Source organism: Micromonospora sp. NPDC051925, assembly GCF_044548625.1.
Taxonomy (GTDB): domain Bacteria; phylum Actinomycetota; class Actinomycetes; order Mycobacteriales; family Micromonosporaceae; genus Micromonospora.
The window spans coordinates 160,194-182,808 of record NZ_JBIUCH010000014.1 but is presented as its reverse complement, the minus strand read 5'-3'; the positions used below and the strand labels follow the sequence as shown (position 1 = coordinate 182,808).

16 protein-coding genes and 2 tRNA genes are annotated in these 22,615 nt (G+C 69.3%); 7 read left to right on the top strand and 11 right to left on the bottom strand.

From position 1 onward, the window contains the following. Nucleotides 1-21: 21 nt before the first annotated feature. The 3 genes from ACIG87_RS20545 to ACIG87_RS20535 all read right to left on the bottom strand — a co-directional run bounded on the left by ACIG87_RS20545 (nucleotide 22) and on the right by ACIG87_RS20535 (nucleotide 5,255). Entirely contained in the window at nucleotides 22-2,883 is a 2,862-nt protein-coding gene (locus ACIG87_RS20545; protein WP_396852346.1) for a LamG domain-containing protein, read from the bottom strand. Continuing rightward, a complete protein-coding gene (locus tag ACIG87_RS20540; RefSeq protein ID WP_396852345.1) occupies nucleotides 2,819-3,706 on the bottom strand; it encodes a hypothetical protein in 888 nt (295 codons plus the stop codon). Before ACIG87_RS20540 ends, ACIG87_RS20545 begins: the two co-directional genes overlap by 65 nt. Before the next feature lie 544 nt (nucleotides 3,707-4,250). After that, on the bottom strand, nucleotides 4,251-5,255 hold the full coding sequence (locus tag ACIG87_RS20535; protein ID WP_396852344.1) for an NAD-dependent epimerase/dehydratase family protein: 1,005 nt from the start codon (nucleotides 5,253-5,255) through the stop codon (nucleotides 4,251-4,253). Nucleotides 5,256-5,773: 518 nt separating this feature from the next. Here ACIG87_RS20535 and ACIG87_RS20530 point away from each other — a divergent pair. Then, nucleotides 5,774-6,367 (top strand): hypothetical protein, encoded by a 594-nt coding sequence (locus ACIG87_RS20530; protein ID WP_396852342.1) that lies wholly within the window; start codon nucleotides 5,774-5,776, stop codon nucleotides 6,365-6,367. Between the two features lie 182 nt (nucleotides 6,368-6,549). Here ACIG87_RS20530 and ACIG87_RS20525 read toward each other — a convergent pair whose 3' ends face one another. Continuing rightward, nucleotides 6,550-7,320 (bottom strand): siderophore-interacting protein, encoded by a 771-nt coding sequence (locus ACIG87_RS20525; protein ID WP_396852340.1) that lies wholly within the window; start codon nucleotides 7,318-7,320, stop codon nucleotides 6,550-6,552. Next, the gene (locus ACIG87_RS20520) at nucleotides 7,317-8,558 is read right to left on the bottom strand and encodes an FAD-dependent monooxygenase (RefSeq protein ID WP_396852338.1); all 1,242 of its coding nucleotides are present in this window, start codon (nucleotides 8,556-8,558) and stop codon (nucleotides 7,317-7,319) included. The genes ACIG87_RS20525 and ACIG87_RS20520 overlap by 4 nt, the downstream gene beginning before the upstream one ends. Nucleotides 8,559-8,643: 85 nt before the next feature. Here ACIG87_RS20520 and ACIG87_RS20515 point away from each other — a divergent pair, with 85 nt between their 5' ends. After that, on the top strand, nucleotides 8,644-9,567 hold the full coding sequence (locus ACIG87_RS20515; RefSeq protein WP_396852337.1) for a LysR family transcriptional regulator: 924 nt from the start codon (nucleotides 8,644-8,646) through the stop codon (nucleotides 9,565-9,567). Nucleotides 9,568-9,670: 103 nt separating this feature from the next. Here the strand turns inward: ACIG87_RS20515 and ACIG87_RS20510 are convergent. The 3 genes from ACIG87_RS20510 to ACIG87_RS20500 all read right to left on the bottom strand — a co-directional run bounded on the left by ACIG87_RS20510 (nucleotide 9,671) and on the right by ACIG87_RS20500 (nucleotide 10,739). Then, nucleotides 9,671-9,745, bottom strand: a tRNA-Val gene (locus ACIG87_RS20510). Nucleotides 9,746-9,754: 9 nt separating this feature from the next. Continuing rightward, nucleotides 9,755-9,827 (bottom strand) — tRNA-Gly (locus tag ACIG87_RS20505). Nucleotides 9,828-10,205: 378 nt separating this feature from the next. Continuing rightward, nucleotides 10,206-10,739, bottom strand: coding sequence for an acyl carrier protein (locus ACIG87_RS20500; protein ID WP_396852335.1), 534 nt, complete (start codon nucleotides 10,737-10,739; stop codon nucleotides 10,206-10,208). A gap of 257 nt (nucleotides 10,740-10,996) precedes the next feature. On the opposite strand from ACIG87_RS20500, the gene ACIG87_RS20495 reads away from it, so the two are divergent. Next, a complete protein-coding gene (locus tag ACIG87_RS20495; RefSeq protein ID WP_396852333.1) occupies nucleotides 10,997-11,305 on the top strand; it encodes a phosphopantetheine-binding protein in 309 nt (102 codons plus the stop codon). A gap of 567 nt (nucleotides 11,306-11,872) precedes the next feature. Beyond that, the gene (locus ACIG87_RS20490) at nucleotides 11,873-14,896 is read left to right on the top strand and encodes an AfsR/SARP family transcriptional regulator (RefSeq protein ID WP_396852332.1); all 3,024 of its coding nucleotides are present in this window, start codon (nucleotides 11,873-11,875) and stop codon (nucleotides 14,894-14,896) included. Nucleotides 14,897-14,910: 14 nt separating this feature from the next. Here ACIG87_RS20490 and ACIG87_RS20485 read toward each other — a convergent pair whose 3' ends face one another. Beyond that, entirely contained in the window at nucleotides 14,911-16,380 is a 1,470-nt protein-coding gene (locus ACIG87_RS20485) for a class I adenylate-forming enzyme family protein (protein WP_396852331.1), read from the bottom strand. Nucleotides 16,381-16,740: 360 nt separating this feature from the next. Here ACIG87_RS20485 and ACIG87_RS20480 point away from each other — a divergent pair, with 360 nt between their 5' ends. From ACIG87_RS20480 to ACIG87_RS20470, 3 genes are all read left to right on the top strand, one after another. Further along, on the top strand, nucleotides 16,741-18,519 hold the full coding sequence (locus ACIG87_RS20480; RefSeq protein WP_396852330.1) for a condensation domain-containing protein: 1,779 nt from the start codon (nucleotides 16,741-16,743) through the stop codon (nucleotides 18,517-18,519). Between the two features lie 73 nt (nucleotides 18,520-18,592). After that, nucleotides 18,593-19,546, top strand: a complete 954-nt coding sequence (locus ACIG87_RS20475; protein ID WP_396852402.1) for a TauD/TfdA family dioxygenase — start codon at nucleotides 18,593-18,595, stop codon at nucleotides 19,544-19,546. 352 nt (nucleotides 19,547-19,898) lie between these two features. Continuing rightward, nucleotides 19,899-20,681, top strand: coding sequence for a thioesterase II family protein (locus ACIG87_RS20470; RefSeq protein ID WP_396852329.1), 783 nt, complete (start codon nucleotides 19,899-19,901; stop codon nucleotides 20,679-20,681). Between the two features lie 134 nt (nucleotides 20,682-20,815). On the opposite strand, the gene ACIG87_RS20465 is transcribed toward ACIG87_RS20470, so the two are convergent. Continuing rightward, nucleotides 20,816-21,430, bottom strand: coding sequence for a LuxR C-terminal-related transcriptional regulator (locus tag ACIG87_RS20465; protein ID WP_396852327.1), 615 nt, complete (start codon nucleotides 21,428-21,430; stop codon nucleotides 20,816-20,818). A 20-nt stretch (nucleotides 21,431-21,450) separates the two neighbouring features. Then, a complete protein-coding gene (locus tag ACIG87_RS20460) occupies nucleotides 21,451-22,053 on the bottom strand; it encodes a response regulator transcription factor (RefSeq protein ID WP_396852325.1) in 603 nt (200 codons plus the stop codon). Between the last annotated feature and the right edge of the window lie 562 nt (nucleotides 22,054-22,615).

Here is a 22,615-nt window from a genome sequence, read left to right as displayed (position 1 = left end):
TGCGTGGAACCCGGAGTGCCGTCAGCCGGTGGCATCGGCTTCCCTGACGGCTTCGGCGTCGTTGATGTCCCGGACGTCGTTGTCACTCAGCGCACCCTGGTAGAGGTTCACGTCGTCGATGTCGCCGTGCCAGCGGTCGACCAGTTGGGTGGCGCCACCGGCGGGGGTGAATCGTGCGGCACCGACGTACAGCGGGCCGGTCGACTCGAACGCGCCGGTGAAGGGGCTGGCGAAGGGGGTCACGGCCACGAGGGCCCCGTTGACGTAGAGGCGGGCCTCCCGCCGGGAGGCGTCGTACACCCCGACCAGATGGGTCCAGTGGGACAGGTCCCCTTCCTCGGTCATCTCGCGGGACGTCATGAACGCGTCGGCGACCCGTCCGTTGAGGGCGTCGCTGTCGACGCCGAAGACACTGAACGACCACCAGTTCACGGGGTTCCCGTTGACGATCTTGGTGCGCTGGCCGAGGTAGAAGGAGGACTGCTTGGCACCGATCTGCGAGACGGCGGTCTGGATACCGAGCGACCTCGGCTGGACCCAGGCGGAGACCGAGAAGGACTGGTCGGTCCGTAGCACCCGCCCGTCCTGCCACTGCGGGTTCTGCGGATCACCTTGCAGATCGTCCTGGCTGCGGCCGTACTCGACGGTCGGTTGCGCCGGATCGTCGATTGCCTGCGAGTCGAAGGAGAGGAAACTGGCCCGGCTTCCATCGCCGACATCGACGCCCTTGGTGAGGGCGAGCCGACGGCCGAAGCCGGTGTTCTCCGGACTCATGCACAGGGTCCAGTCGGCGGGGTTCTCCTCGTAGCAGCCCATGGCACCGTCGAAGGTCCACTGACCCACCCGGGTGGGCTTGAGCATCCCCGGCTCGTCGAAGCCGCCGGACCCCTCCTCATCCCGGCGCTGCCCGGTGAAGTCGTGCTCGACCAACGCCCTGTTGTACACCTGCATCTGGGCGATGGAGCCGCGGAAAAGGTTGTTGGAGACACCACCGCTGGCGTTACGGCCGATCTGGAACGCATTGGTGGCGTTCCAGGCACTCGTCCAGGGCTGGGAGGCGACGGGCACCCCATCGACGAACAACGTCATCGACCTGGTCGGCTCGTCATAGGAGAAGGCCACGTGCTGCCATCGCCCGACGTCTGCGCTCGTTATCGCGGTGTTCTGCGGGCTCACCGAGGTGTAGGTGCCCGTGGCGCAGTCGGTGCTGCGGGTGGTGACATTCCACTTCGGTACGCCTGCCGTGACGTAGACCCCGAAGAAGAAGCCGTACATGCAGTCGCCGCTCTGCGTGGCGATCGCCATGTTCTCGGTGGGTAGGGAGGACAGCCGCACCCAGGCCGCGACGCCGTACGACTTCGAGGTGTCGACCACCGGCCCGGCCGTCCGCAGGTACGACGAGGTGCCGTTCATGGTGGCGGTCGCGCCCTTGATGATCCGCACGTCCCCGGCCCAGTCGACGTTGCTGGCGGTCAGGGGGGTGTCGCCGCCCAGCGACGGCTGGCTGTCCGCGAGCGCTGCGCTGGTATCAACACCGGGCAGGGTCTCCAGGCCCCAGCGCGCGATCGCTGGCGACGGCCGGCCGGCAATGAACTCGGTGGAGCCGTCGCCGGGGTTGCCCGCACCGTCGTACGCCCGGACGTACAGCGTGTTCTGGCCGTACTTCGGTACGGACAGCGACACCGAGCCGATCCGGTAGCAGACGTTGTTGCCCGACGGCATATGGATGCTGCAGGCGGTGGTCGCCGGAACCTCGATGGTGCCGGGGAAGGCCCAGCCGTACCGGAACTTCGTCACGGTGGTGTCGGTGGAGGCGAAGCCGAAGGTGACCTTGTCACCGGGTAGCGGCACACCCGGGTCGTCGCGGGTCACCACTACCGATGGGACGGTCGTGTCCACTCGGAACTCGCACCAGGCCGACCACCCGCTGGTCTTGCTGTACGGAGCCGGGTCGGTGGCCCGAGCCCGGAACGCGTACACCTGACCTTCGGTCAGTAACGGCAGCGACGCGGTGGTGGAGCGCCCACCGGCAGGCACGGACGCACCTGCGGGGGCGGGCTTGCGCGGAGTGGAGTCCCCGTAGGTGCCGGTGCTGGGAACCTGCAACCACTCGTAGGCGGTCGCCAATGCCTGGGTGTTGTCGGCGTCCGGGAAGATGGCCGAGATGGTGGGGGTAAGCGTGCCGATGCTGATGCGCTGGCCCGGGGCGCATGCCACCCCCGACGCCTGGAGGCTGTACGGTGCGCCGGGCACCGAGTCGTAGTCGACGACCAGCTTCGCGCTGTTGGGCCAGAACTTCTTCCACCGGTCGGTGGTGGACTCCCCCGAGCCGTCCGTCCCGCTGCACGCGCAGAACCCGACCGTGACGTTGGAGTAGTTGTTCGTGGCGTGGGTCTGGATGAGGGAGGTGACCGCCGCCCCCGTGAAGTTGACCGTCATGTCCGGCTGTGGGGAGTCCGCACAACCGAAGCCCTCGTTGGCGTGCGACTGGGCCGTCGACTTCAGGCTGTAGAGCTTGGGCGCCCAGGCGGTGCGAGGCACCGAGGCGATGCCGCTGGAGTGGTACAGGTACGTGGGGGTGTCGGTGCAGGACCAGGAGTGGTCGAGCTTCATCTGCACGTACGCGGACTCGATGTGCTTGCCCCTGATGGCGGCGAGCGGGAAGTCGAAGTACGAACGGTAGATCTTGCCCGAGTCGGGGTCCTTGCCGACGCGGGCAATGGTGGTATCCGTGTTGTTCGTATTGTTCTGGGTGGCATATGCCCACCGGGACTTGGCCGTCGACCAGGCGGGATCGATGAACACCGGGAAGGTCGCGTCACCTCCGGTGAGCAGCCGCGCGTCGGGGCGAAGGACCAGGTGTCCGCCTGAGAAAATCGGCACTGACGGTGGCGACCCTGGCCCGGTCACCGGGCGCGGCGTCGGTGGAGCGAGCGCCGGAGGCCGGGTCTGCCCCCGTCGGAGCGGACGCCCTGCCGGCCGAGGTGGAAGCAACGGACCCGACGGTCGAGTCCCACATCACCGCCGGCTCGGCCGATGCGATCTCCTGACCGCCCACCACCGCCGACAGCCGCCCGTCGCCGGACCGCGTGATGCGCGCGTTCCCGCCGAGCGCGAAACGCAACTCCCGCAGGCGTGGTTCCGCGGCGGCCTGCGCCGTCCGCACCACGAAGACGTGGGTGAATCCGGTACGCGTCGCGCGCAGCACCAGGTCGGTTCCGGGTAGAACGTCGGCGTACGTAGCCGCCTCCCCGGACACGGTCGGCTTCGGCAGCCGGGTCGGCCATGACAACGACAGTGACTTTCCGGCCCGTGACAGCACCACCGCCGGACCGCTGCCGCCAGCGGAGAAACGCACATCCGCGACCGATGCCGCCGGCGTCCACCCGGCCGCCGATCTCCGTAGCGACAGGTCGATGTCCGCCCAGGAGCCGTCGGCGCGTTGCGTCCGCTGTGGCATCACCGCGGCCTCGGCGGTGAATCCGCCCGTCGGGTTGGCGAACAGCTGGGTCAACTCCGTACGCGCGGACCCCACCTCGACCCGGTGACCCGACCGCTTCGCGGCCTTCACCGCGGACGCCGCGTCCGGTGCCACCGAGACATCGCCCGCCGTCGACGCGGACTCGACCGGTGCCGCCTGTGCCGACCCCGATCCCGTCAGCAACGAGCCAGCCAGCATCCCGGTCAAGGCGATGGTGGCGGTCATCCGGAGACGTGCTGTCGGCCTCCGGAGGCGCTCGGTGATGGTGCGGGGGATGGATGTCACGATGCCTCCACGGGCGTAGTCACAGGGGGAGCAGCAGGGCAGGAGAGTCCCGTTCCCGGAACCACGCAGCGATGATCGACGGGATGGTGCTCGTGGGCAGGCGAAGAATGAGGGCCGAAACGGACGGCGCGGATAGCAAGCCGACGGGGTGCCCTGTGTCCTCGTTGTACATCAGGGTTGGCGACTCGACACACCCGGCAGAACGGCCGACGGCGGAGGACTCATGACGCGGTGGACACCAGCGTTATGGACAGGCAGCATCGACACCAGCGTCATGACATTCCCCCGTGGAAGATGAGAACCAGTGGGCCGAACCTTAGGGCCATTGACAGAATCTGTCTACGCCAATTACTTTCCGTAGAGAATGAAAGGGGTGTATGGGTTAAATGCCCACGGCGACTCGACAATGACGCAGGGGCGGACAGCCACCGGGCCTCGGCACCCGTCAGCCCGCTGCCCTCCGATGGGACACCATGCTGCGCGGTCAGGCCGGATGATGGGTCGCGAGCAGGGTGGCCTCCCGCGCCGGGTCCAGGCCGACCGTTGCCCGCACCGGTCGACCGGCGCGCGACGGCACCGCCCCCACCCGACCCAACCAGCGCCAGGTGTCGGCGACCGTCCCGGCCACCGGGCGGCAGGTCAGCCCCGCCGCGTACGCCTTCTCGACGCCGCGTTCCTGCAACCACCGGTACTCGTGGCCCGGCGGGATCCAGATCGGCAGGTCGTTCCACGGCTCCACCCCGGCGGCGAGGATCGGTGCCGGGTCGGTCCAGCGCAGCCGGGCGGTGGAGCCGGTCGCCGCCACCACCTCGCGCAGCAGCTCACCCATCGTGGTGTGCCCCGAGCGGCTGATCACGTTGAACGCACCGCCGACACCCTCGGCGGCCCGGTCCAGCGTGAAGACCGCCAGATCGCGGACGTCGATATACTGCACGGGCAGGTCGGCCGGGCCTGGCGCGAGGACGTCACCACCACGAGCCACCCGGCGCAGCCACCAGGGCAGCCGGCCGATGTCCTCCCCCGGGCCGAGGATCAGCCCGGCCCGCACCAGCAGGGCGTGGTCCCCGAACGCCTCGGTCGCGGCCAGCTCGCCGCCCGCCTTGCACCGGGCGTAGTCGTCGTCCGTGGTGTCCTCCGCCGTCGACTCCACCACCGCCGCCTCCTCCCCGACCCCCGGGGGCACCGGTGGGGCGTAGACGGAGCCGCTGGAGACGTAGGCGTAGTGCCCGGCGCAGCGGAGCGATGCGGCGGCGTCGCGTACCACGCGGGGAGCACCGTCCCAGGTGTCGACCACCAGGTCCCATTCGCCGCCGACCAGTTCGGCCAGCCCGCCCGGCGCGGTCCGGTCACCCCGCAACCGGTGTACGCCCGGCGGGGTGTCCCCGTGTAGCCCCCGGTTGAACATGGTCACCGACCAGCCCCGGCGTACCCCTTCGGCCACGATGGCGGAGCCGACGAAGCCGGTGCCGCCCAGCATCAGCAGTCTCATGCGTCCCACCCTGCCGGCTGGGTGGGCCGGTCGGGTCTCCTGTTCACCCGCGGCGGATCTGCCCTCGGTAGAACCACTACCCCACCGCCACACGGCACTTCGGGGGATGCCCGAACCCGACCGATCCGGAGTTGTGTCCGGTTTCTGCCTGATTCGCCTCCGGTGCGCACCGCGAGCTGATCCGGGCCGCAGGCGTAAGGCCCGGGTGGGGTGACCGGCGACACTCCCCCGACGGAATCCGGGCCGGGCCGACGGCGTTACACCCTGCGTACGACCGCAGCAGCACCCCGCCCGGGACGCGGACAGCACCCCCGGAATGACCCCGGGCCGCCGGTCGTTACACCTGGCCCCGGCACGAGTGGCAAGCCCCGTACGAGCGGCAGGCCCCGCCGGAACCCCTGAGCTACCTCACCCGCATGAGCGCCCCGACGTGGTGCCCACGCCCCCTCGGCCCGTCCCCCACGGGCACCCGACCCCCCGGTCGGCGAGGGGCGTCAACCCCCCGAAGGAGCATCCCCATGAACACCACCATCCTGCGTAAGAGCGCCCTTGGTATCGCCGGTCTCGCCTTCGCCGGAGGCCTCTTCGCCGGCCCCGCTACCCATGCCCACGCCACCCCGGCCCTCGACGCCGCCCCCGTCGCGGTGACCGTGCAGGCCGACAAGCCCGACACCGCCAAGCTGATCCCGCACGGCACCCAGGGTGACCAGTCGCGGATCGACCTGAACGACGAGCAGACCGCCAACGTGAAGGCGATCATCGAGGCCACCAAGAAGTCCGGCCTCGACGAGCGGGCCGCGGTCATCTCGATCGGCACCGCGCTGCAGGAGTCGAAGCTGGAGAACCTCGGCCACCTCGGCGACCGCAACGACCACGACTCGCTGGGCCTGTTCCAGCAGCGCCCGTCCTCCGGCTGGGGCACCCCCGAGCAGATCACCGACCCGATCTACTCGACCATGGCGTTCCAGAAGGGCCTCAAGCAGGTCGACGGCTGGCAGGACATGCCGCTGACCAAGGCCGCCCAGACCGTACAGGTCTCGGCCTACCCGGACGCCTACGCCCAGTGGGAGCAGCAGGCCGCCGACCTGGTCGCCAAGCACTGGAACAGCTGACCCGCGAACGAACCTCCCGGCCGGCACCCGACAGGGGTTGCCGGCCGGGATGTCCCCGGTGCCGGCGACTGCCGGCGACACGGCGAAGGCCCCCGGCTCGATCGAGCCGGGGGCCTTCGCGGCCGACTCGGACGCCAGGTAGCCCATCCGTGCCGACCTGGCAGAACCAGCGTCTCGGGACGCTAGTGTCCCTTGAGGCCCTTCTTTCCCGGAGCCCAGTACGGGATGTTGGTCACGCGTCTGGCCGTGACTCCGGACGTGCGGAGCGCTTTGTAGAGCCGTTGGATCGACGGCGCTTTGCCCGTCAGTACCCCGTGGGCTGCGGCCGAGCGGTACGCATCCACTATCTCGCCCTCGACCTCGCTGAGGTGACGGTCGCCCTCTTCCCGGGCGATGAGCTTGACGCCGTCCCCCATGCCGAATTGCTCGACGACCGCGCGCGACTGCTCGACGGAACTCACTTCGAAGATGAAGCGCACGTCGCGGTAGCCCGACGGCGTCTCGCGAACCGCGATGGCGGTGCTGAACGACGTTTCGTCGCCGAAGAAGATGAGGGGCCGATCCCGCTTCGGCAGTGAGAGCGCGTGACGAGGCCCCATGAGGCGACAGGGCGTACCCACGCCGGCCGAGGCGGCCCAGTCGGAGCCGGGGCCGTTCCCGTGGACGTACCAGAGAATCTTGGTTGTTCCCGTGTCGGGTTCGAACGCGAACGGCGTGTACGAGCGAAGCTCCCAGGGCCCGAGCAACGCCGCCCCCGAGACGATGATCTGCACCATGTCGCCCGGCGTCCACGATGCGTCCCGGAGCGCATCCGCCGCAAGGGTCACCAGGCGGAAGTGTGCGCCCACCTCCTCGACGTGCCGGACCTCGACCTCACGTGTGGAGATGTTCAGGAGAAGCGATGTCAGGCGGCCGGGCCGCTGGGGGTTCGTGAGTGCGTTCGCCGGGCTCACGGAACCCGAACCAGATCCTGGTAGGCGTGCAGGGCGAACGGCACCGTGAGGGTTCCGAAGTCCGGAACGCCGCCTGTGGGGGCGTTCTCTGCCGTGTCCGCTGTCGGCTCGGCACCTATGGCTTTCTGCGGTTGCGCGCCCTGTTCCCGCGCGATGTCCTGATTGCGAGTCACATAGGCGCGTAGTCCGTCCTCGTATGCGGTGACCCCGCGTACAAGGTCGTCCTGGTGCGTCGCGAGTTCGCTGGCCAGGACGTAGGCACCGACCATCGCCACAGTGGTGGCCTGCCCGGTGCCGAGCGAGACGGCGTAGCCGGCGTCGCCGACCAGCACGATCCGCCCGCGTGACCAACCACTCAGGCGAACCTGGCTCAGCGAGTAGAAGTGGAAGTCGCTCGCGCGCAGCATATGTTCCACGATCTGCGGAATCACCCAGCCTGCGCCCGCGACCCGGTCGGCCAGCAACCGTTTCTGAGCGTCGATGTCGCGCAGGTCGTGGTCGGGCGCCTTCGAAGCGCTGAAGCCGAGGTACGTTCTCGCCGGGGCGTCCTTCTGCAGGCCCATGACCAGGGCGCCGAGATAGGGGTCCTCCTGCTGGTAGAGCACTTGCCAGCGCTCGAGACCAAGGAAGTTCGGCATGCTGAACACCGCGACGTGGACGTCGCCGAAAGGGCGTAGGAACTGCTCGTCGGGACCGAAGGCGATCCGCCGTACTCCCGAACCCAGCCCGTCGGCACCGATCACCAGCTCGAAACGGCGAGGCGCAGCAGTGGCAAACGTGACGTCGACGCCCGTTTCGTCCTGCGTCAGCGACACGATGGAATCGCCGAAGATGTACTCGACCTGATCAGGAACGGCTTCGTGGAGCACGTCGCAGAGGTCATCGCGCATGATCTCGACGTCGGGGCTGTCGAGCAGCCCGCCCGTCAAGGTGGTCTCGGTGCTCCGGAAGATCTCTTGACCGGCCGAGTCGACCATGCCGATACCCGTCAGTTTCGTGCTTCGATCACGAAGCGTGGCGAGCACACCCATCCGCTCCGCTACCTCCAGGCCCGGCCCGCGCACATCGATCGCATGACCGCCCGGGCGCAGTTGGGGTGCCAGTTCGACCACCGTGACCTCGAAGCCGTAGCGGGCGAGCCAATGGGCGGTGGTAAGGCCGGAGATGCTGGCACCGGAGACAAGTATCCGCTGGTGGCGGGTGGTGGGGTGCGGCGGATCCTGGGTCGCGGGGTTCATGACATTTACGCTACGGTTCCGGGAGTGAGCCGTCCAAGACATAGATTGGAGCCCTATGATGCTTTCAAGGCAACGGTCCTAGGCCGTGGAACTCCGACACCTGCGCTACTTCGTGGCGATCGCCGAGGCGCAGAGCTTCCGGCGGGCCGCCGGCAGGCTGCACGTCTCGCAGTCTCCGCTGAGCCGACAGATGAAGGACCTCGAAGAGGAGATGACCGTCGAGCTCTTCGAGCCCGACGGTCGCGGGATCAGGCTCACCGCCGCGGGAAAGATCTTCGCGGACAGAGCCCGCAGCATCCTCGCGAGCGTCGACACCGCTGTCGAGGAAGCCAAGGGCGTCGCCGAAGGCAGGCTCGGCACCGCGCTCATCGGGTTCGAGCAGGGGGCCACCTTCACCGGCGCGTTGGCCTCGCTCCTGGCGGCGTTCCGACGACGCACTCCGCACGTTGGTCTCCAGCTCATCGCCATGAACAGCACCCAACAGCAGACCGCACTGCACGATGGCGCGATCACCTTCGCCTATGGAACGTACCGTCCCACGGACGACGCGCTGACGTCCATGGAGATGACCAGTGACCGGCTCGGGATTCTGCTCGCGCTCGACCATCGACTCGCCGGAAGCACGGAGATCCGACTGCAGGATCTCGTGGGAGAACGCGTGATCCTGGAGCCGCGCGAGTCCATCCCCAGTCTCCATGTCGACCTCATCTCCGCCGCCCGTGCGCAAGGCCTCACACTCGGCGTGATGTCGGAGGTTCCCGATCTGGAGTCGCTTCTGGCACTGGTGGCAATTGGCGACGCGGTGACGTTCCTCGCGAGAAGGACAGCAAAACTGATCACTGCGATGAGCCCGGTGGTGTGGCGTCCGGTCACCGACCTCGACATCAAGCTGTCCGACGTCGTCACCTGGCGGACGAAGGACGCGGACCTGCCGGTGGTGCAGGCCCTCATCGACAGCGCTCGAGAGGTCCGTCCGCTCCTGCAACAGGAGGCCAGGCCCGGTACGTAACCACGGCAGCCTCGACGACATTTCCCCAGCTCACCGCACCTCAGCTCGGTACGGTTCGCGCACTGCCAACAAACGTCTCACGTTCGCCCAGGTCATGAGCTATTGGTGGGCGATACTGGGTTTGAACCAGTGACCTCTTCCGTGTCAAGGAAGCGCGCTCCCACTGCGCCAATCGCCCGTGGTCGAGAGCGGACGACGGGATTCGAACCCGCGACCCTCACCTTGGCAAGGTGATGCGCTACCAGCTGCGCTACGTCCGCACGCCGCCCGGTTTCCCCGGCGACGGGGTGAACTCTACCCGATGGCAAGATCGCTCGCCCGGCCGACCCCACCCCGCCCGGCCGGCGAGTCACCGGGCCGGCGGGAGCCGCACAGCCGGGGTACGACATCAGCGATGGCCCGTCGGCGAACTGCCGCAGCCGCCGCAGCTCGTCGACGAACGAAAGCAGCGCCTCCCGGGCGGCCTCCCCCACCCCGCACCCTCCCCGACCTCACGCCGCGCTTCGAAGAGCCGAAGGCCAGGATAGCGTGAGATCGACGTCGGGCGATGCCAGACCCGCCTGACGGCAGGAACGGGATCGCCCGCAGCCGTATCCCGGCTTCCCCGGCTCCGCGCGTGTCGTCCGAGGGCTTCCCGGCTACTCCTGTCGTTGCAGCACCCGGGGACGCAGGAGGCTGGCGACGCCGCGGATGTTGTAGGTGCTCATGAAGTCGTAGACGTCCAGCGCCTCGCCGAACTCGTCCTCGATCTTCGAAAGGATCTCGACCGCCACCATCGAGTCGCCACCAAGGTCCAGGAAATCGTCGTGCACGCCGATCCACTTCAGGTTCATAGCGCCGGACCAGATCGACAGGAGTCGCTCTTCGGTGCGGTCAGCCGGACCCTCGAACAGGGTGCAGGTGCCGGCGATGACAGCGGACCGGACGTATTCGGTGTCAAGCGCGTCGCCGGCGAGCGGCATGGCGTCGACGAGCAGCACACCGTCCAGTCCGCAGCGCGCACCGAGCCGGTCCCACACGTAGCCTCGAAGCTCCGGCCCGCTCACGTACTGGGAGAACTCGACCACGCCGATCGTGGCGTCCCGATCATCGTGACGTATCGTCGTCGCCCGGGCATCACGCACGGCCGAATTCCCCCGCAGGGTGGATGCGAGCTCTGCCAAGCCAACCATCGACCGCTCCTTCAGTAACGGCGGCAGTCCGAGCCGTCGGCGCGGATTGAGAACAGTCGCCAATGTGCCACGGAAGCTCGAGTGGCCGCAGAGACGGATCGGCAGAAATTCCGGAAGACGTCGACTGCCGCGGCTTCTTCCCGCCTGCCCTTGCCGGCGTCGGTCGAATCGGACCAGAATTCACGCCGACGGGTGGCGAGCCTGCGACCGTTCGCTATTCGACGCCACATTGTCGCCGGCCCAGGGGGTAACGCACGATGAACGAGATCAGCTACGCACAGTCATCGCTCGCAGAAGAGGACGTGCCGGGCACTGCTACGGAGCGGGTCATCGCCGAGGTGTGGACCGAGGTACTGAACCTTGACGAGGTCGGACGGCACGACAACTTCTTCGACCTCGGCGGTCATTCGGTGCTCGCGACGCAGGCCGTGGCCAGGTTGTGCGTCGCGCTGGGCCGGCACCTGCCGGAACGGGCCCTGTTCGACTGGCCGACCGTCGCGACCCTGGCCTCGGCCCTGCCCGGCTATCCCGTCGCCGAACAGGATGCGCGCATCACGCGCAGGTGAGCGACGAACCCGGTGGGAGCCGGGGCCGGAGGAGGGCTGCGCACGCCCGTGAGCGCGCACCGCAGATGCGCGGCGGACGCCCCGGTGGCGACGTGGTCGACGCCGGGGTGCCCGGCCTGCGGTGCGCGCCGGGCATGCCGTGCCCGCCCGGACCGGTACGTGGAACGCCCCGGGCGGTCAGGATCACCGTCGCCGTCAGGTCGAGCGCGGCGACCCGGTGCGGGCGGCCCCCGGCGATGACGACGGCGTGCTCGCCGGTCGGCACCGTCGGCGGGTGGGCCCTGGAACCGGACCCGGGACCGCCCGCCCACCCGCACCACCGGGCACACCGGCCCCCACCACGGGCGGACAAACCGATCAAGCCGGAACCACACGACATGCCGGAACCACACGAAATCGAGCGACACCAAGCTATCAATCTGAATTTACCGAGATTTCGCCCGCATACTTTAACAAAAAGACCATCTATAGCGTGTCAAACCACTCTCTGACGAATTGAGATAATTCCGCGGCATTCCAGCTCGGCGTCCCGCCCAAGTCCGTCCGCTTGCCACCCGAACGGCAACCATGGCGAGACGGATTGACGTTCGTCGTTCCGTGGTACCGTATGCTGTCGACATGGTGCGAGTCGAGTTCCGGGTTCTTGGAACATTGGAAGCCGTGGTCGATGGTTCCCCTGTGCCGATAACCTCGCCGCGGCAACGCATAGTGTTGGCCCATTTACTGATGGCCGCCAACCATGTCGTGACCGTCGAGAAGCTGATCGGCGCCGTTTGGGACGCATCCCCGCCGCCCAGCGCGCGTGGCCAGATCCAGATCTGCATCTCCGCGCTGCGCCGGGCTCTCGGCAGCCCGGAGATCATCGACACCAACCCACTCGGGTACTCAATCCGGGTGGCCCGCCAGCAGCTCGACTACCTCATGTTCGACGACGCCCTCGCCCAGGGCCGGTCCGCCGCGGCCAAAGGGCGGCTGGACGAGGCGCTGACACACCTGGACCGCGCGATCGGCATCTGGTCCGGCCCGGCATTGGGCGGCGTGCCCGGCCGGGCCGCGGAAGTCGTCTCCCACCGGCTGGAGGAGCGGCGGATCATGGCGCTGGAGGACCGCGCCGAGATCCGTCTGGGCCTGGGCGGTCATCGGGAGCTGGTCGAGGAGCTGGTCGCGTTGACCACGGAGTACCCCCTGCGGGAACGCCTGTGGGGGTTCCGGATGCTCGCTCTCTACCGGTCGGGACGGCAGGCTGAGGCGCTGGCGACGTACCGCACGGCCCGCACCAACCTCGTGGGCGAACTGGGCATCGAGCCGAGCCAGTACCTGCGCAAGCTGGAACGCGCGATCCTCAGCCAGGACAGCAGCATCAGCGGCGACGTGGACGACAGACGTACCACCGGGACCGCCACGAGCGTGCACCGCCCACAGGAGTTGCCCGCCGATCTGCCGGACTTCGTCGGCCATGCCGCGCTGATCGACGCCCTGACCGCCACCCTGACCAGCGAGGACACCAAACAGGTACCGATCGCGGTCATCACCGGCGCACCGGGCTGCGGCAAGACGTCGCTGGCCCTGCACGTCGCGCACCTGTTACGCACCAGGTTCGTCAACGGCAGCCTCTACGCCTGCCTGTACGGGAGCACCGCGCAGCCACGCTCGACCGACGCGGTGCTCAGCGACCTCCTGCACGGACTCGGCGTCGCCCCGGCGGAGATCCCGGTCGCCCGCGGGCAGCGGATCAACCTGCTACGCAGCCAGCTGGCGACGCGACGGCTGCTGATCGTGCTCGACGATGTCGGCAACGAGGACCAGATCGCCGACCTGCTCCCCGGGGTGCCGGGTCCGGCGGTGCTGATCACCAGCCGCCGCAGGCTCGCCGGCATCCCGGGCGCTCGGGCCGTCGATGTCGACATGATGTCGGCCGACGAGAGCCTCACCCTGCTCGGCCGGATCTGCGGAGAGCAGCGGGTCGCCGCGGCGCGCGACGCCGCGGCGGAGCTGACCCGGATGTGCGGCGGCCTGCCCCTGGCCGTACGGATCGCCGCGGTCCGACTGGCGGCGCACCCGCACTGGGCGGTCGGCACCCTGCTGGACCGGCTCCGCGACGAGCGGTTCCGGCTGGACGAACTCTCCCACGGCGACGTCGCGGTCCGCTCGCTGCTCGCTGACGTGTACGAGTCACTCACCGTACCGGCGCAGACGCTGTTCTGGCTCCTCAGCGCACTGGAGATCCACGAGTTCAGCGCCTGGGCCGCGGCGGCTCTGCTGGACTGCGACACGAAACAGGCGACGGCGCTCCTCGACGAGCTCGCGGACGCCCGGCTGCTGGAGGCCCACTTCTCCCCGCTCACCAGGCAACCCCGCTACCGGTTCCACGAGTTGGTGCGGGTGTTCGCCAGCGAGCACCGGCTGACGCAGGACGACCGGGAGAAGTGCACAGCGGCGATCACGCGGTCGCTCGGCGCGCTGCTCGCCTTCGCCGAGGAGGCCCATCAACGGATCTACGGGGGGCGCTTCGCGGTCCTTCAGGGCACGGCGCCCCGATGGGCCGGCGCCCGTGCCGAGTTCGACCGCTTCCTCGGCGATCCGACAGCCTGGTTCGACGAGGAGCGCATCACGCTGGAGGTGGCGATCCGCCAGGCGGCCGAGCTGGAGCTGGACGAGCTGTGCTGGGAGTTGGCCATCGTCTCGGTCACCATGTACGAGAGACGCGGCCTGTTCGCCGAGTGGCGTACGACGCACAACATCGCGCTGGAGGCCACCGGCAGGGCCGGCAATCGCCGGGGCGACGCCGCCGTGCTGGCGTCGCTCGGCTCGCTGGGCATCGCCCAACACGCCGAGGACGACGGCGAGAACCTGCTGCACGCCATGAGCCTGTTCGATGCGGTCGGCGATCAGGTCGGGTCGGCACTGACGCTGCGCAACCTTGCGCACCTGGACCGGATCCAGGGCCGGCCCGCCATGGCGGTGCTGCGTTACGAGCAGGCCCTGGAGAAGTTCCGGACGGTGGGCGACCTGGGCGCACAGGCCCACGTGCTGAGTGGACTCGCCCGTAGCCACCTGGATCTCGGTTCCCCGCAACGGGCCGAAGTCCTGGCGAAGGAGTCGCTCGCACTGGGTGAACAGCTCGGTAACCGGCGCCTTCAGGCACAGGCGTTGTACCGGCTCGGTGAGGTGTTCGCCGGTTCAGGGCAGTCGCTGGCGGCGAAGGCCGTCTTCCAGTCGGCACTGGATCTGGCTCGGGCGCAGGACGATCGCGTCGGCCAGTCCTATGCCCTCAACGGCCTCGGCGGGGCCATGTTGGAGCAGAACGAATTCACCGCGGCCGAGGTTCATTTCAGCGAGGCGGTCGAGATCTGCCGGATGACGCACGAGCGGAATGTGCACGCGCACGCCTTGTTCGGGCTCGGCCGGGTATATCTGGGCCGGGGCGAGTTCGACACCGCGGAACACTTCTTCGTGCAGGCCGCGAACGCGTTCGCCATGCAGGAGAACAGCCCGTGGCACTCGCGTTCCATCGAAGAGTTGGGCGCGTTGCGCCGGGCCGCCGGCCGGCTACCGGCGCGAGGTAGGAACGAGCCGACCGGACAGCGGTGAAGACCGGGCCGCGATCAGCCCCGCTGGCCGGCCAGCCGCCAACGTTCGAGCTTCCCGGCGGCCGAACGCGGCACCTGGTCGACGAACGTCACCCGGGTCGGCACCTTGTAGTTGACCAGACCGGCCCGGCAGTGCGCCATGAGCTCACCGCTGCTGACCGAGGCTCCCGGCCTGCGGACGACGTAGGCTCCGACCGTCGACCCGAGCACCTGCTCCTCGGTTGCCACCACCACGGCGTCCAGCACCGCGGGGTGTTCCAGCAACTGCGCCTCGACCTCGTTGGGATAGACCTTCTCGCCGCCCACATTGATCACGTCGTGCCGGCGGGGGGCGAGGAACAGATAGCCGTCCTCGTCGAGCCAGCCGAAGTCGCCGACGCTGGCGAAACCGTCGGCCGTTGTTTCCAGCACCTGGCTGCCCAGGTAGGCGTCTCCTCTGGAGACCCGACCGGCGCGCATGAACACCTTGCCGGTCTGTCCCGGGCCGAGCCGGTTCCCGGCGTCGTCCCTGATGCTGATCTTCGTGAAGAACCCGCGACCCACAGTTCCGGGCCGCTGTTGCCATTCGTCCCCACGCACCAGGGTGCCACCGATGTTCTCGGTCGAGCTGTACACCTCGTACAGATGTTGTGGCCCGACCAGCTCGATCCACCGCTCCTTGGTGAACGGGTCGCACGACGCGGCCGTGTGCATCACCGTGCGCACGCTGGTGAAGGAGGCCGGGTCGGGCTGGAGAAGCAGCAGGATGGTGCGCATGTGCGCCGGGGTGAGCTGGATCCACTCCACCGCGTGGCGCTCGACCAGCTCCACCGTCCAGGCCGGCAGGAAGTACGGCGGCAGAATGGTGGTGTTGCCGTCGAGGAGCCCGTCCAGCAGCGTGGTGAACGGGGCCGCGTGGTGCAACGGGCCGAGAATCAGCTGCCGCTGACCGGACCGCCAGCCGGCGCGACGGCGCAACGGCAACGGCACCTGGTGCGGGTCGTAGCCGAGCGGTCCGGGGCGGATCGCGATCTTCGGCCGGCCGGAACTGCCGCCGGTCGGCAGCAGGTAGGCGATCCGGCCGGCCATCGACGCCGGCGACCGCGCCGCCCGGCCCGCGACCGCGACCGCTTCGGCGTCGGCGTCGGCGTCGGCGTCGATGAGCTGAGCCCGTCCGTACGTCTGACCGATGAAGGTGAGGAGCTTCTCCCGCTCGGGTACGGGCGAGGCCGGGTTCAGCGGTAGCAGTGGCAGCTCCGCGGAGAGGACGGCCACGATGTCGATCACCGCCTGGATCGTGTTGTTCGCCTCGATCGCGACCACGCCCGGGCCGGTCCGTCGGGCGGCGGCGTCCACCAGCGCGTCCGCCCGCCGGCCGCTCCGCTCGGCCAACCCCCGCCACGTCAGTACCTGCTCGACGGAGTTCTCGTCGAAGCCGACGACCGCGGGCTGATCGGTAGACGTCTCCGCGAGATCGGTGATCCGCTGACGGATCGATACGCTCATTCGGGCCTCCCACGATCGAGTGCGTCGTCATCCACCCGGCGGTCGGCGACATGCCGGACGGGCCGGCCGAGTGGACGAGACGCAAGCCCACGCGGCAGACCGAGCCGGCGCACAGATGATGGACGCAGGTCGATGGTGGCTCGCACAGCCCGGCGCGCGCAGAGAACAACCGGCAGAACGACGCACACGATCCGACCCGCGGGTCGCTGCCGGTCCTTCTCTACTGCGTGGCGCGGACCGCTCAATAGCCTGGCGCACATGGTCTCACCAGGGCATGTCGACAGTGCCGCGCCGAGCACTCGGACGACGCTGACCCATCAGGCAACCCGAACCCGCGGTTCCCGCCGCCGGGAGCGATCGGTGAGCCTGGTCCCGCGGCCGTCGGTGACCGTGCGGTTCAGCGGAACACGGTCGGCCGAGGGGCCGCTCAATATCGGCCAGTACAACATCCTGCAGTGGCTGCGCGGGGAGTCGGAGCAGTTCTTCGCGGCTGTCGCGGGGGAACTCGACGTGCCGGCCGCAGCCGTGGTCGACGACGTCGCCGGGGCACTCGCGGTCCTGGTCGAACGGCACGAAGGACTGCGTACGACGTACGTCGACGGCGTGGAACCACAGCAGTTCGTGCACGCCACCGGCGACCTTGTCGTGGAGGTCTACGCGATCGAGGCCGCCGACCCGCAACTCGTCGACCGGGCCGGCCTGGCCAGGGACCTCACCCGGCGGTTGCGCGCCGCGGGCCCGTACCGCATCGGCGAGCTGCCGGTCCGGGCCGCCCTCGCGGTGCTGCCGGGTGACGCGTCCACCAGCTCCGCCTCAGTGGTGCAGGCCGCGGTGATCGGCTGCTCGCACCTCGCCGTCGACTACCAGGCAATGGAGATCATCAAGCGGGAGTTCGCGGACCTGATCCGTGATCGCGCCGCACGGCCGACCGGCGGACCACCGATCCAGCCGTTGGACCTGGTCGCCCTGGAACGCACACCCAAGGCCCTGCGGCACGAGGAATCGGTGCTGAGCTACTGGAAGGATCGGCTCTCCCGCATGCCGCAGTGCCTGTACCCCGTCCCGCGGGTCGCCGCCGGCAACGGGTCGGTAGCCGTCGAGCTGACCTCCACCGCGGCCGGGATGGCGTTGCGAGCGGTGACAGCACGCACCAGGACGAGTCGCGCCAGCGTCGTGCTGGCGGCGATCGGCGCGGTGCTCTCGCACCGGACCGGCACCCGGGAGCTCGTGCTCCCCACCCTGTCCGCCAACCGCTTCGAGCCGCACCTTCGGCAGCACGTCGGCAGCCTCGCGCAGCTCGCGTTGATCACGCTCACGATCAGTGACACCACCTTCGACCGGCTGGTCCGGCAGGCGTGGGCCGCAGTGGTCGACGCGAGCCGGCACGGACGTTACGACGTGGACCGGCAGCGGGCCGTCGCAGGCCGGGTCGAACACGAGCGGGGAATCATGTTCGACTGCGAACCGCTGTTCAACAACCTCGTCATCGAGTCCGGTCCGGCGCCCGGCAGGGCCACGGCACCGGTGCCCACGCCGGGTGAACTGGACGCCGCACGACGTACGACGCAGCTCCGGCGGCAACCGATGCCCGTCGGGACCACGCTGATCCGGTTCGATCTCTACGGGACCGACGGACAGTTGCGTCTCGGCTGTTGGAGCAGCGACACCGGCCGCATCTCCGACGACGAGGTCGAGTCGCTGCTCATGGCGGTCGAGAACCTGCTGATCGCGGCCGGGTCCGGCGACCTCGACGCCCGGGGGATCCGCGGCGCGATCCCGCTCGGCCCGGTGCAACGGGGCCCAGGCTGGCTGCTCGTGGACGGCTGCTGGGTCGAGGTGGCCGAAGTGCAACGGCTGCTCGACGACGAGCTGGCGGCCACCGGTGCCAGGGTCTTCGCAGCCGTGAACGGCCTGCCGTTGGTCGCCTGTCTGGCGCGGACCGAGACCGTACGCACACCCGAACAGGCCCACGCCGCCTGCATGACAGCGCTGAAGGCGTATCCGACGGCGATGACGCCACAGCACTACGTCATCTGCGAACGCGTCCCGGATGACCCCGGCGACCCGGCCGCCTGGATCGACGTGTGCTGCCAGGGATCCGGCCGAAACGGCGGAACCGCCGACACCGGGCTCTGCTGATCCCCACCCGACCACCAGATTCGACGAAGGGAGCCGGCGGGTGACCACGAAGAAGATCACGCCCACGCGCCTCATGCCCGCGGTGTCAGCCGATGAGTCGGCACTGCCCGGTGTGCTGACCGCGCCCACCGACGGCGTACCGGCCGCGAGTCATCTCGCCGGGGTCCGGGACTCGCTCCGCCGGCAGTTACGCACCCACGGCGCGGTCCTGCTGCGCGGCTTCGACATCGGCGACGTCAGCGGGTTCGAACAGGTCGTCCGGGCGGTGTCCGGCGCGCCGCTGTCCTACGCCGAGCGGTCGTCACCGCGCAGCACCATCGCGGGTCAGGTCTATACGTCGACGGACTACCCGCCGACCGAGGAAATCTTCCTGCACAACGAGAACTCGTACCAGGCGACCTGGCCGTTGACGTTGTTCTTCTACTGCATCACCCCGCCCGACACGCTGGGCGCCACTCCGCTCGCCGACACCCGCCGGATCCTGCGGTCGATCGACCCGGCCGTGCGGGAGGAATTCACCCGGCGCGGCTGGACCGTGGTACGCAACTTCACCGAGGGCTTCGGCGTGCCGTGGCAACAGGCGTTCAACACCACCGACCGGGCCGAGGTCGAGCGCTACTGTGCGCGTAGCGGTGTAGAGGTGCAGTGGGTCGGGCGCACCGGCCTGCGTACGACGGCCCGCCGACGGGCGGTGCATCAGCACCCGGTGACCGGCGAGACCGTCTGGTTCAACCACCTCACGTTCTTCCACGTGACCACGCTGCCCGAGGAGGACTGCGAGGGGTTACGGGAGATGTTCGACGAGGCGGACCTGCCCACCAACACGTACTACGGCGATGGCGGACCGATCCCCGACGAGATCGTGGCGCACCTGCGCGACTGTTACCGCGCCGCCCAGCGCCGATTCGACTGGCAACGTGACGACGTACTGATCGTCGACAATATGCTTTCCGCTCACGGCCGTGAGCCGTTCACCGGATCACGCAGAATCGCCGTGGCGATGGCCGAACCGTTGCCGACCCCGTAGCGACAGGGGCCAGAACGACGGAGGGCCACGTCTGTGGTGGCCCTCCGTGAGCCTCTCCGGGAGAGGCTGATCAGCCCCACGGCGTGTCACCGGGAACGGCGGCAACCGATGTGAACGGCGTGGCGATCAGTCGCGGACTGGAAACCATTGACACTCGCACCACAGTACCCCTTGTCTGCTTCGGCTCTCGTGCCGGCTGCCGCCGACAGAAACGAAGCTATGGCCGGCCGTTTTCGGCTCCCCATCACGACGCTTCTCCCGCCGGTCCGATCGGCGATAGCGATACGGAGGCGCCCGGAACGACGATTGAGCAAGAATTGCCTACTCTCCGTCAACGAAGGCGACCTTCCTCATGGCCTCATGGTTGGACCACCGGACCGACACGCCGCATGCCGGCACCCCGACACTGATCTGCATACCCAGCGCCGGTAACGGCGACTTCCAGTTCGATCGGTGGCCCGACACCGTCGGCCCGTGGTGCGTCGTACGCACGCCGGCCGCGGGCGGCCTGGGCGGCGAAGCACCGGGGACGAGCTCCGCGGCCTCCGCCCCGCCAACGTCGTCAGGGCTGCCGGAGCGGGCCGCGGAGCTCGTCGCCGACCTCCTGCGCCGAGGGGTCGAGAGGTTCGCGCTGTTCGGCCACGAGAGCGCCGCGTTGCTCGGCTATCAGGTCGCGGTCGAGTTGGACCGGCGGGGCGCGCCGGCACCGCTGCGCCTGTTCGTTTCGGGCTGTCCCGCACCCCAGCATCTCAGCCGACATGCCGGCGGGGCGCGCGCCGAACCGACCGACGACGAACTGACCGAGCGCGTGCTGGCGACCGCGGTGGCCATGGGCGGCAACCCGCTGCCATCGATCGTCGCGAGCGGCGTGCGCGCGCTCCGGGCCGAACTGGCCGCGTTGCGGGCCTATCGGATGCCCCATCCGACGCCGCTGCGCTGCCCGCTGACCGCGATTCGGTGGCTGAACCAGGGTATCGAACCGGAGGCACTGGCCGGCTGGTCGGCATACGGGGACACCGATCTGGTGCAGTTGCCCGGGTCCGGGTTGAGCTATGCGACCGAGCCCGCCGACCTGTTGCGGGTCATCGGCGACCGGGCACCGGCCGGTGACCTCCGTCCGCCGGCCGAGTGGTGACGGCGGCCGGCCCGACGCCACGGCTCCCGGGACCGCCGTGGCGCTGATCGGGCGGCCCGTGCCGAACCCGAGCGACTCACCCCGGCCCGAGTCGTCCGCGACCTCACGCCGACGTGCAGCCGCGGACGACAGACTCAGATCAATCCGGCCTCTACCCCGCAGGCCACGGCGTGGGCGCGGTTACGAACCTGCAACCGCGCCATCATGTCGTAGATGACGTTCTTCACCGTGTGGTTGGAACACAGCAGTGAGCGGGCGATCGTCGCGTTGTCCTGGCCCTCGGCCATCAACGCGAGCACCCTCGTCTGCCGGGGCGTCAGCGGTGACCGGCCGGCCGTCCGGGACCTTCCGGCCGGGTCCGGCGTACCGACGCCGCCGAGCACCCCGACCAGCACCTCGTGCGGCAACCGGACCTCCCCGTCCCGGGCCGCCTGCACCGCGGCGGCCAACCGGCGCGGTGTCGCGTCGGCGAACCGGAGCATCACCAGCGTCCCCGAACGCAGTACGCGTGCCACGTCCGCCGGCGAGAAGCGGTCCGCGACCACCAGCGTCCCCTGCGGCGCGGACCGCGGCTGCGGCGGGCACGCCACCAGCGCCTCACTCACCGTAGCGACCGCGGTGACGATGACGGTGTCCGGTGATCCGTACGGCTCGGGCACCGACGTGATGCCGGCCTGCCGCAGCGCGGCCAGCACCTCGGCCCGGATGGTCGCGTCCGGGGCCACCACATGTGCGGTCGGTGACGTCATGTTCTTCTCCTGTCCACCGTTCACAACATCCCGGCCCGCAGGGCGAAGGCCACCGCGTGGGCCCGGTTACGCAGCCGGAACCGCCGCGTGATGTCGTGCACGACACTCGTCACGGTGCGCGTCGAGTAGCACAACTCCTGCGCGATCTCGCCGGTCTCCCGGCCGTCGGCGAGCAGCCGCAGCACCGCGCGCTCGCGGTCGCTGATGTTCGACGCGAGGGCGCCGGCGGGAACGGCCGGCGCGGCGAGCAACCGGTCGAGCATGTCCGGCGAGACCGTGCAGTCCCCCGCACCGGCGGCCAGCACGGTGCGGGTGAGCCGGTCAGGGGTCGCCTCCCGGCGGCGAAGCAGGCCGCGCGCACCGGCCGCGATGGCCCACAGCGCGTCAGCCGGCTCCACCTCGGGCACGACGAGCACCACCTCGGGCCGGTCCGCCCTGGCGCGAACGGCCCGCACCGAATCCAGCGCGTCCTGGCCCAGATGGTCGACCACCAGGACAGTGACCGCGGCCCTCTCCCGCGTCGTCACCACGGCGATGTCCGGGCACCCGAGCATCGCGCTCGTCACGCCCGCCTCCAGCACGGGGTCGGTCGCCACGACGTTGACCCACATCGGTTCGCCCATCACGCCTCCTTCGTCGCCGCGCCGTGGTCAAGTGGCGTCGGGATGTCCTGGGCGTATGGTTCCGCGAGGAACTAACTGGTCGCTGTCGGCTCGCTGTCGGCCGCCAGCGCGAGACGATAGCGGAGCATCGACTCGCTATCGTCGCGCTACGCCGGTCGTCCTGCCCCGGCACACCGAACGGGCCGGGGCAGCCGGCAGCCGACCCGGTGGCGGCAGTGTCCACGCCCACCGCCCGACAGCCGGCCCGGCCACCCGTGGACTCGCGTTCCGCGACACGTTCGACGAACGGCAGGCGACAAGAAGCAACGACAGCCGGCGTCTTCCCGCATGTCTGCCGATTGTTCTCTGCAGTCGGTCATGTTCCGGTGGCACATTGAAAACCGTTGTGGATCCGTGCCGAGAGGCGGATTGCCGCCGTTGCGGAAGGAGCGGTCGATGGATGGCCCGGCAGAGCTCGCATCCACTGTGACAGGGTGCTCGGCCGTGCACGATGCACCAGTGTCGCATCGTTGAGATCGTCTACTCGTGGCCGTCATCGCGTCACCACACCAGCCGCGTACGC

Bases quoted from the DNA above. Each gene is read 5' to 3' on its own strand.
- ACIG87_RS20465 (WP_396852327.1), bottom strand. From the start codon at position 21,430: ATGACGTCACCGACCGCACATGTGGTGGCCCCGGACGCGACCATCCGG.
- ACIG87_RS20535 (WP_396852344.1), bottom strand. From the start codon at position 5,255: ATGAGACTGCTGATGCTGGGCGGCACCGGCTTCGTCGGCTCCGCCATC.
- ACIG87_RS20530 (WP_396852342.1), top strand. From the start codon at position 5,774: ATGAACACCACCATCCTGCGTAAGAGCGCCCTTGGTATCGCCGGTCTC.
- ACIG87_RS20495 (WP_396852333.1), top strand. From the start codon at position 10,997: ATGAACGAGATCAGCTACGCACAGTCATCGCTCGCAGAAGAGGACGTG.
- ACIG87_RS20500 (WP_396852335.1), bottom strand. From the start codon at position 10,739: ATGGTTGGCTTGGCAGAGCTCGCATCCACCCTGCGGGGGAATTCGGCC.
- ACIG87_RS20470 (WP_396852329.1), top strand. From the start codon at position 19,899: ATGGCCTCATGGTTGGACCACCGGACCGACACGCCGCATGCCGGCACC.
- ACIG87_RS20490 (WP_396852332.1), top strand. From the start codon at position 11,873: ATGGCGAGACGGATTGACGTTCGTCGTTCCGTGGTACCGTATGCTGTC.
- ACIG87_RS20485 (WP_396852331.1), bottom strand. From the start codon at position 16,380: ATGAGCGTATCGATCCGTCAGCGGATCACCGATCTCGCGGAGACGTCT.
- ACIG87_RS20475 (WP_396852402.1), top strand. From the start codon at position 18,593: ATGCCCGCGGTGTCAGCCGATGAGTCGGCACTGCCCGGTGTGCTGACC.
- ACIG87_RS20520 (WP_396852338.1), bottom strand. From the start codon at position 8,558: ATGAACCCCGCGACCCAGGATCCGCCGCACCCCACCACCCGCCACCAG.
- ACIG87_RS20540 (WP_396852345.1), bottom strand. From the start codon at position 3,706: ATGACCGCCACCATCGCCTTGACCGGGATGCTGGCTGGCTCGTTGCTG.
- ACIG87_RS20460 (WP_396852325.1), bottom strand. From the start codon at position 22,053: ATGGGCGAACCGATGTGGGTCAACGTCGTGGCGACCGACCCCGTGCTG.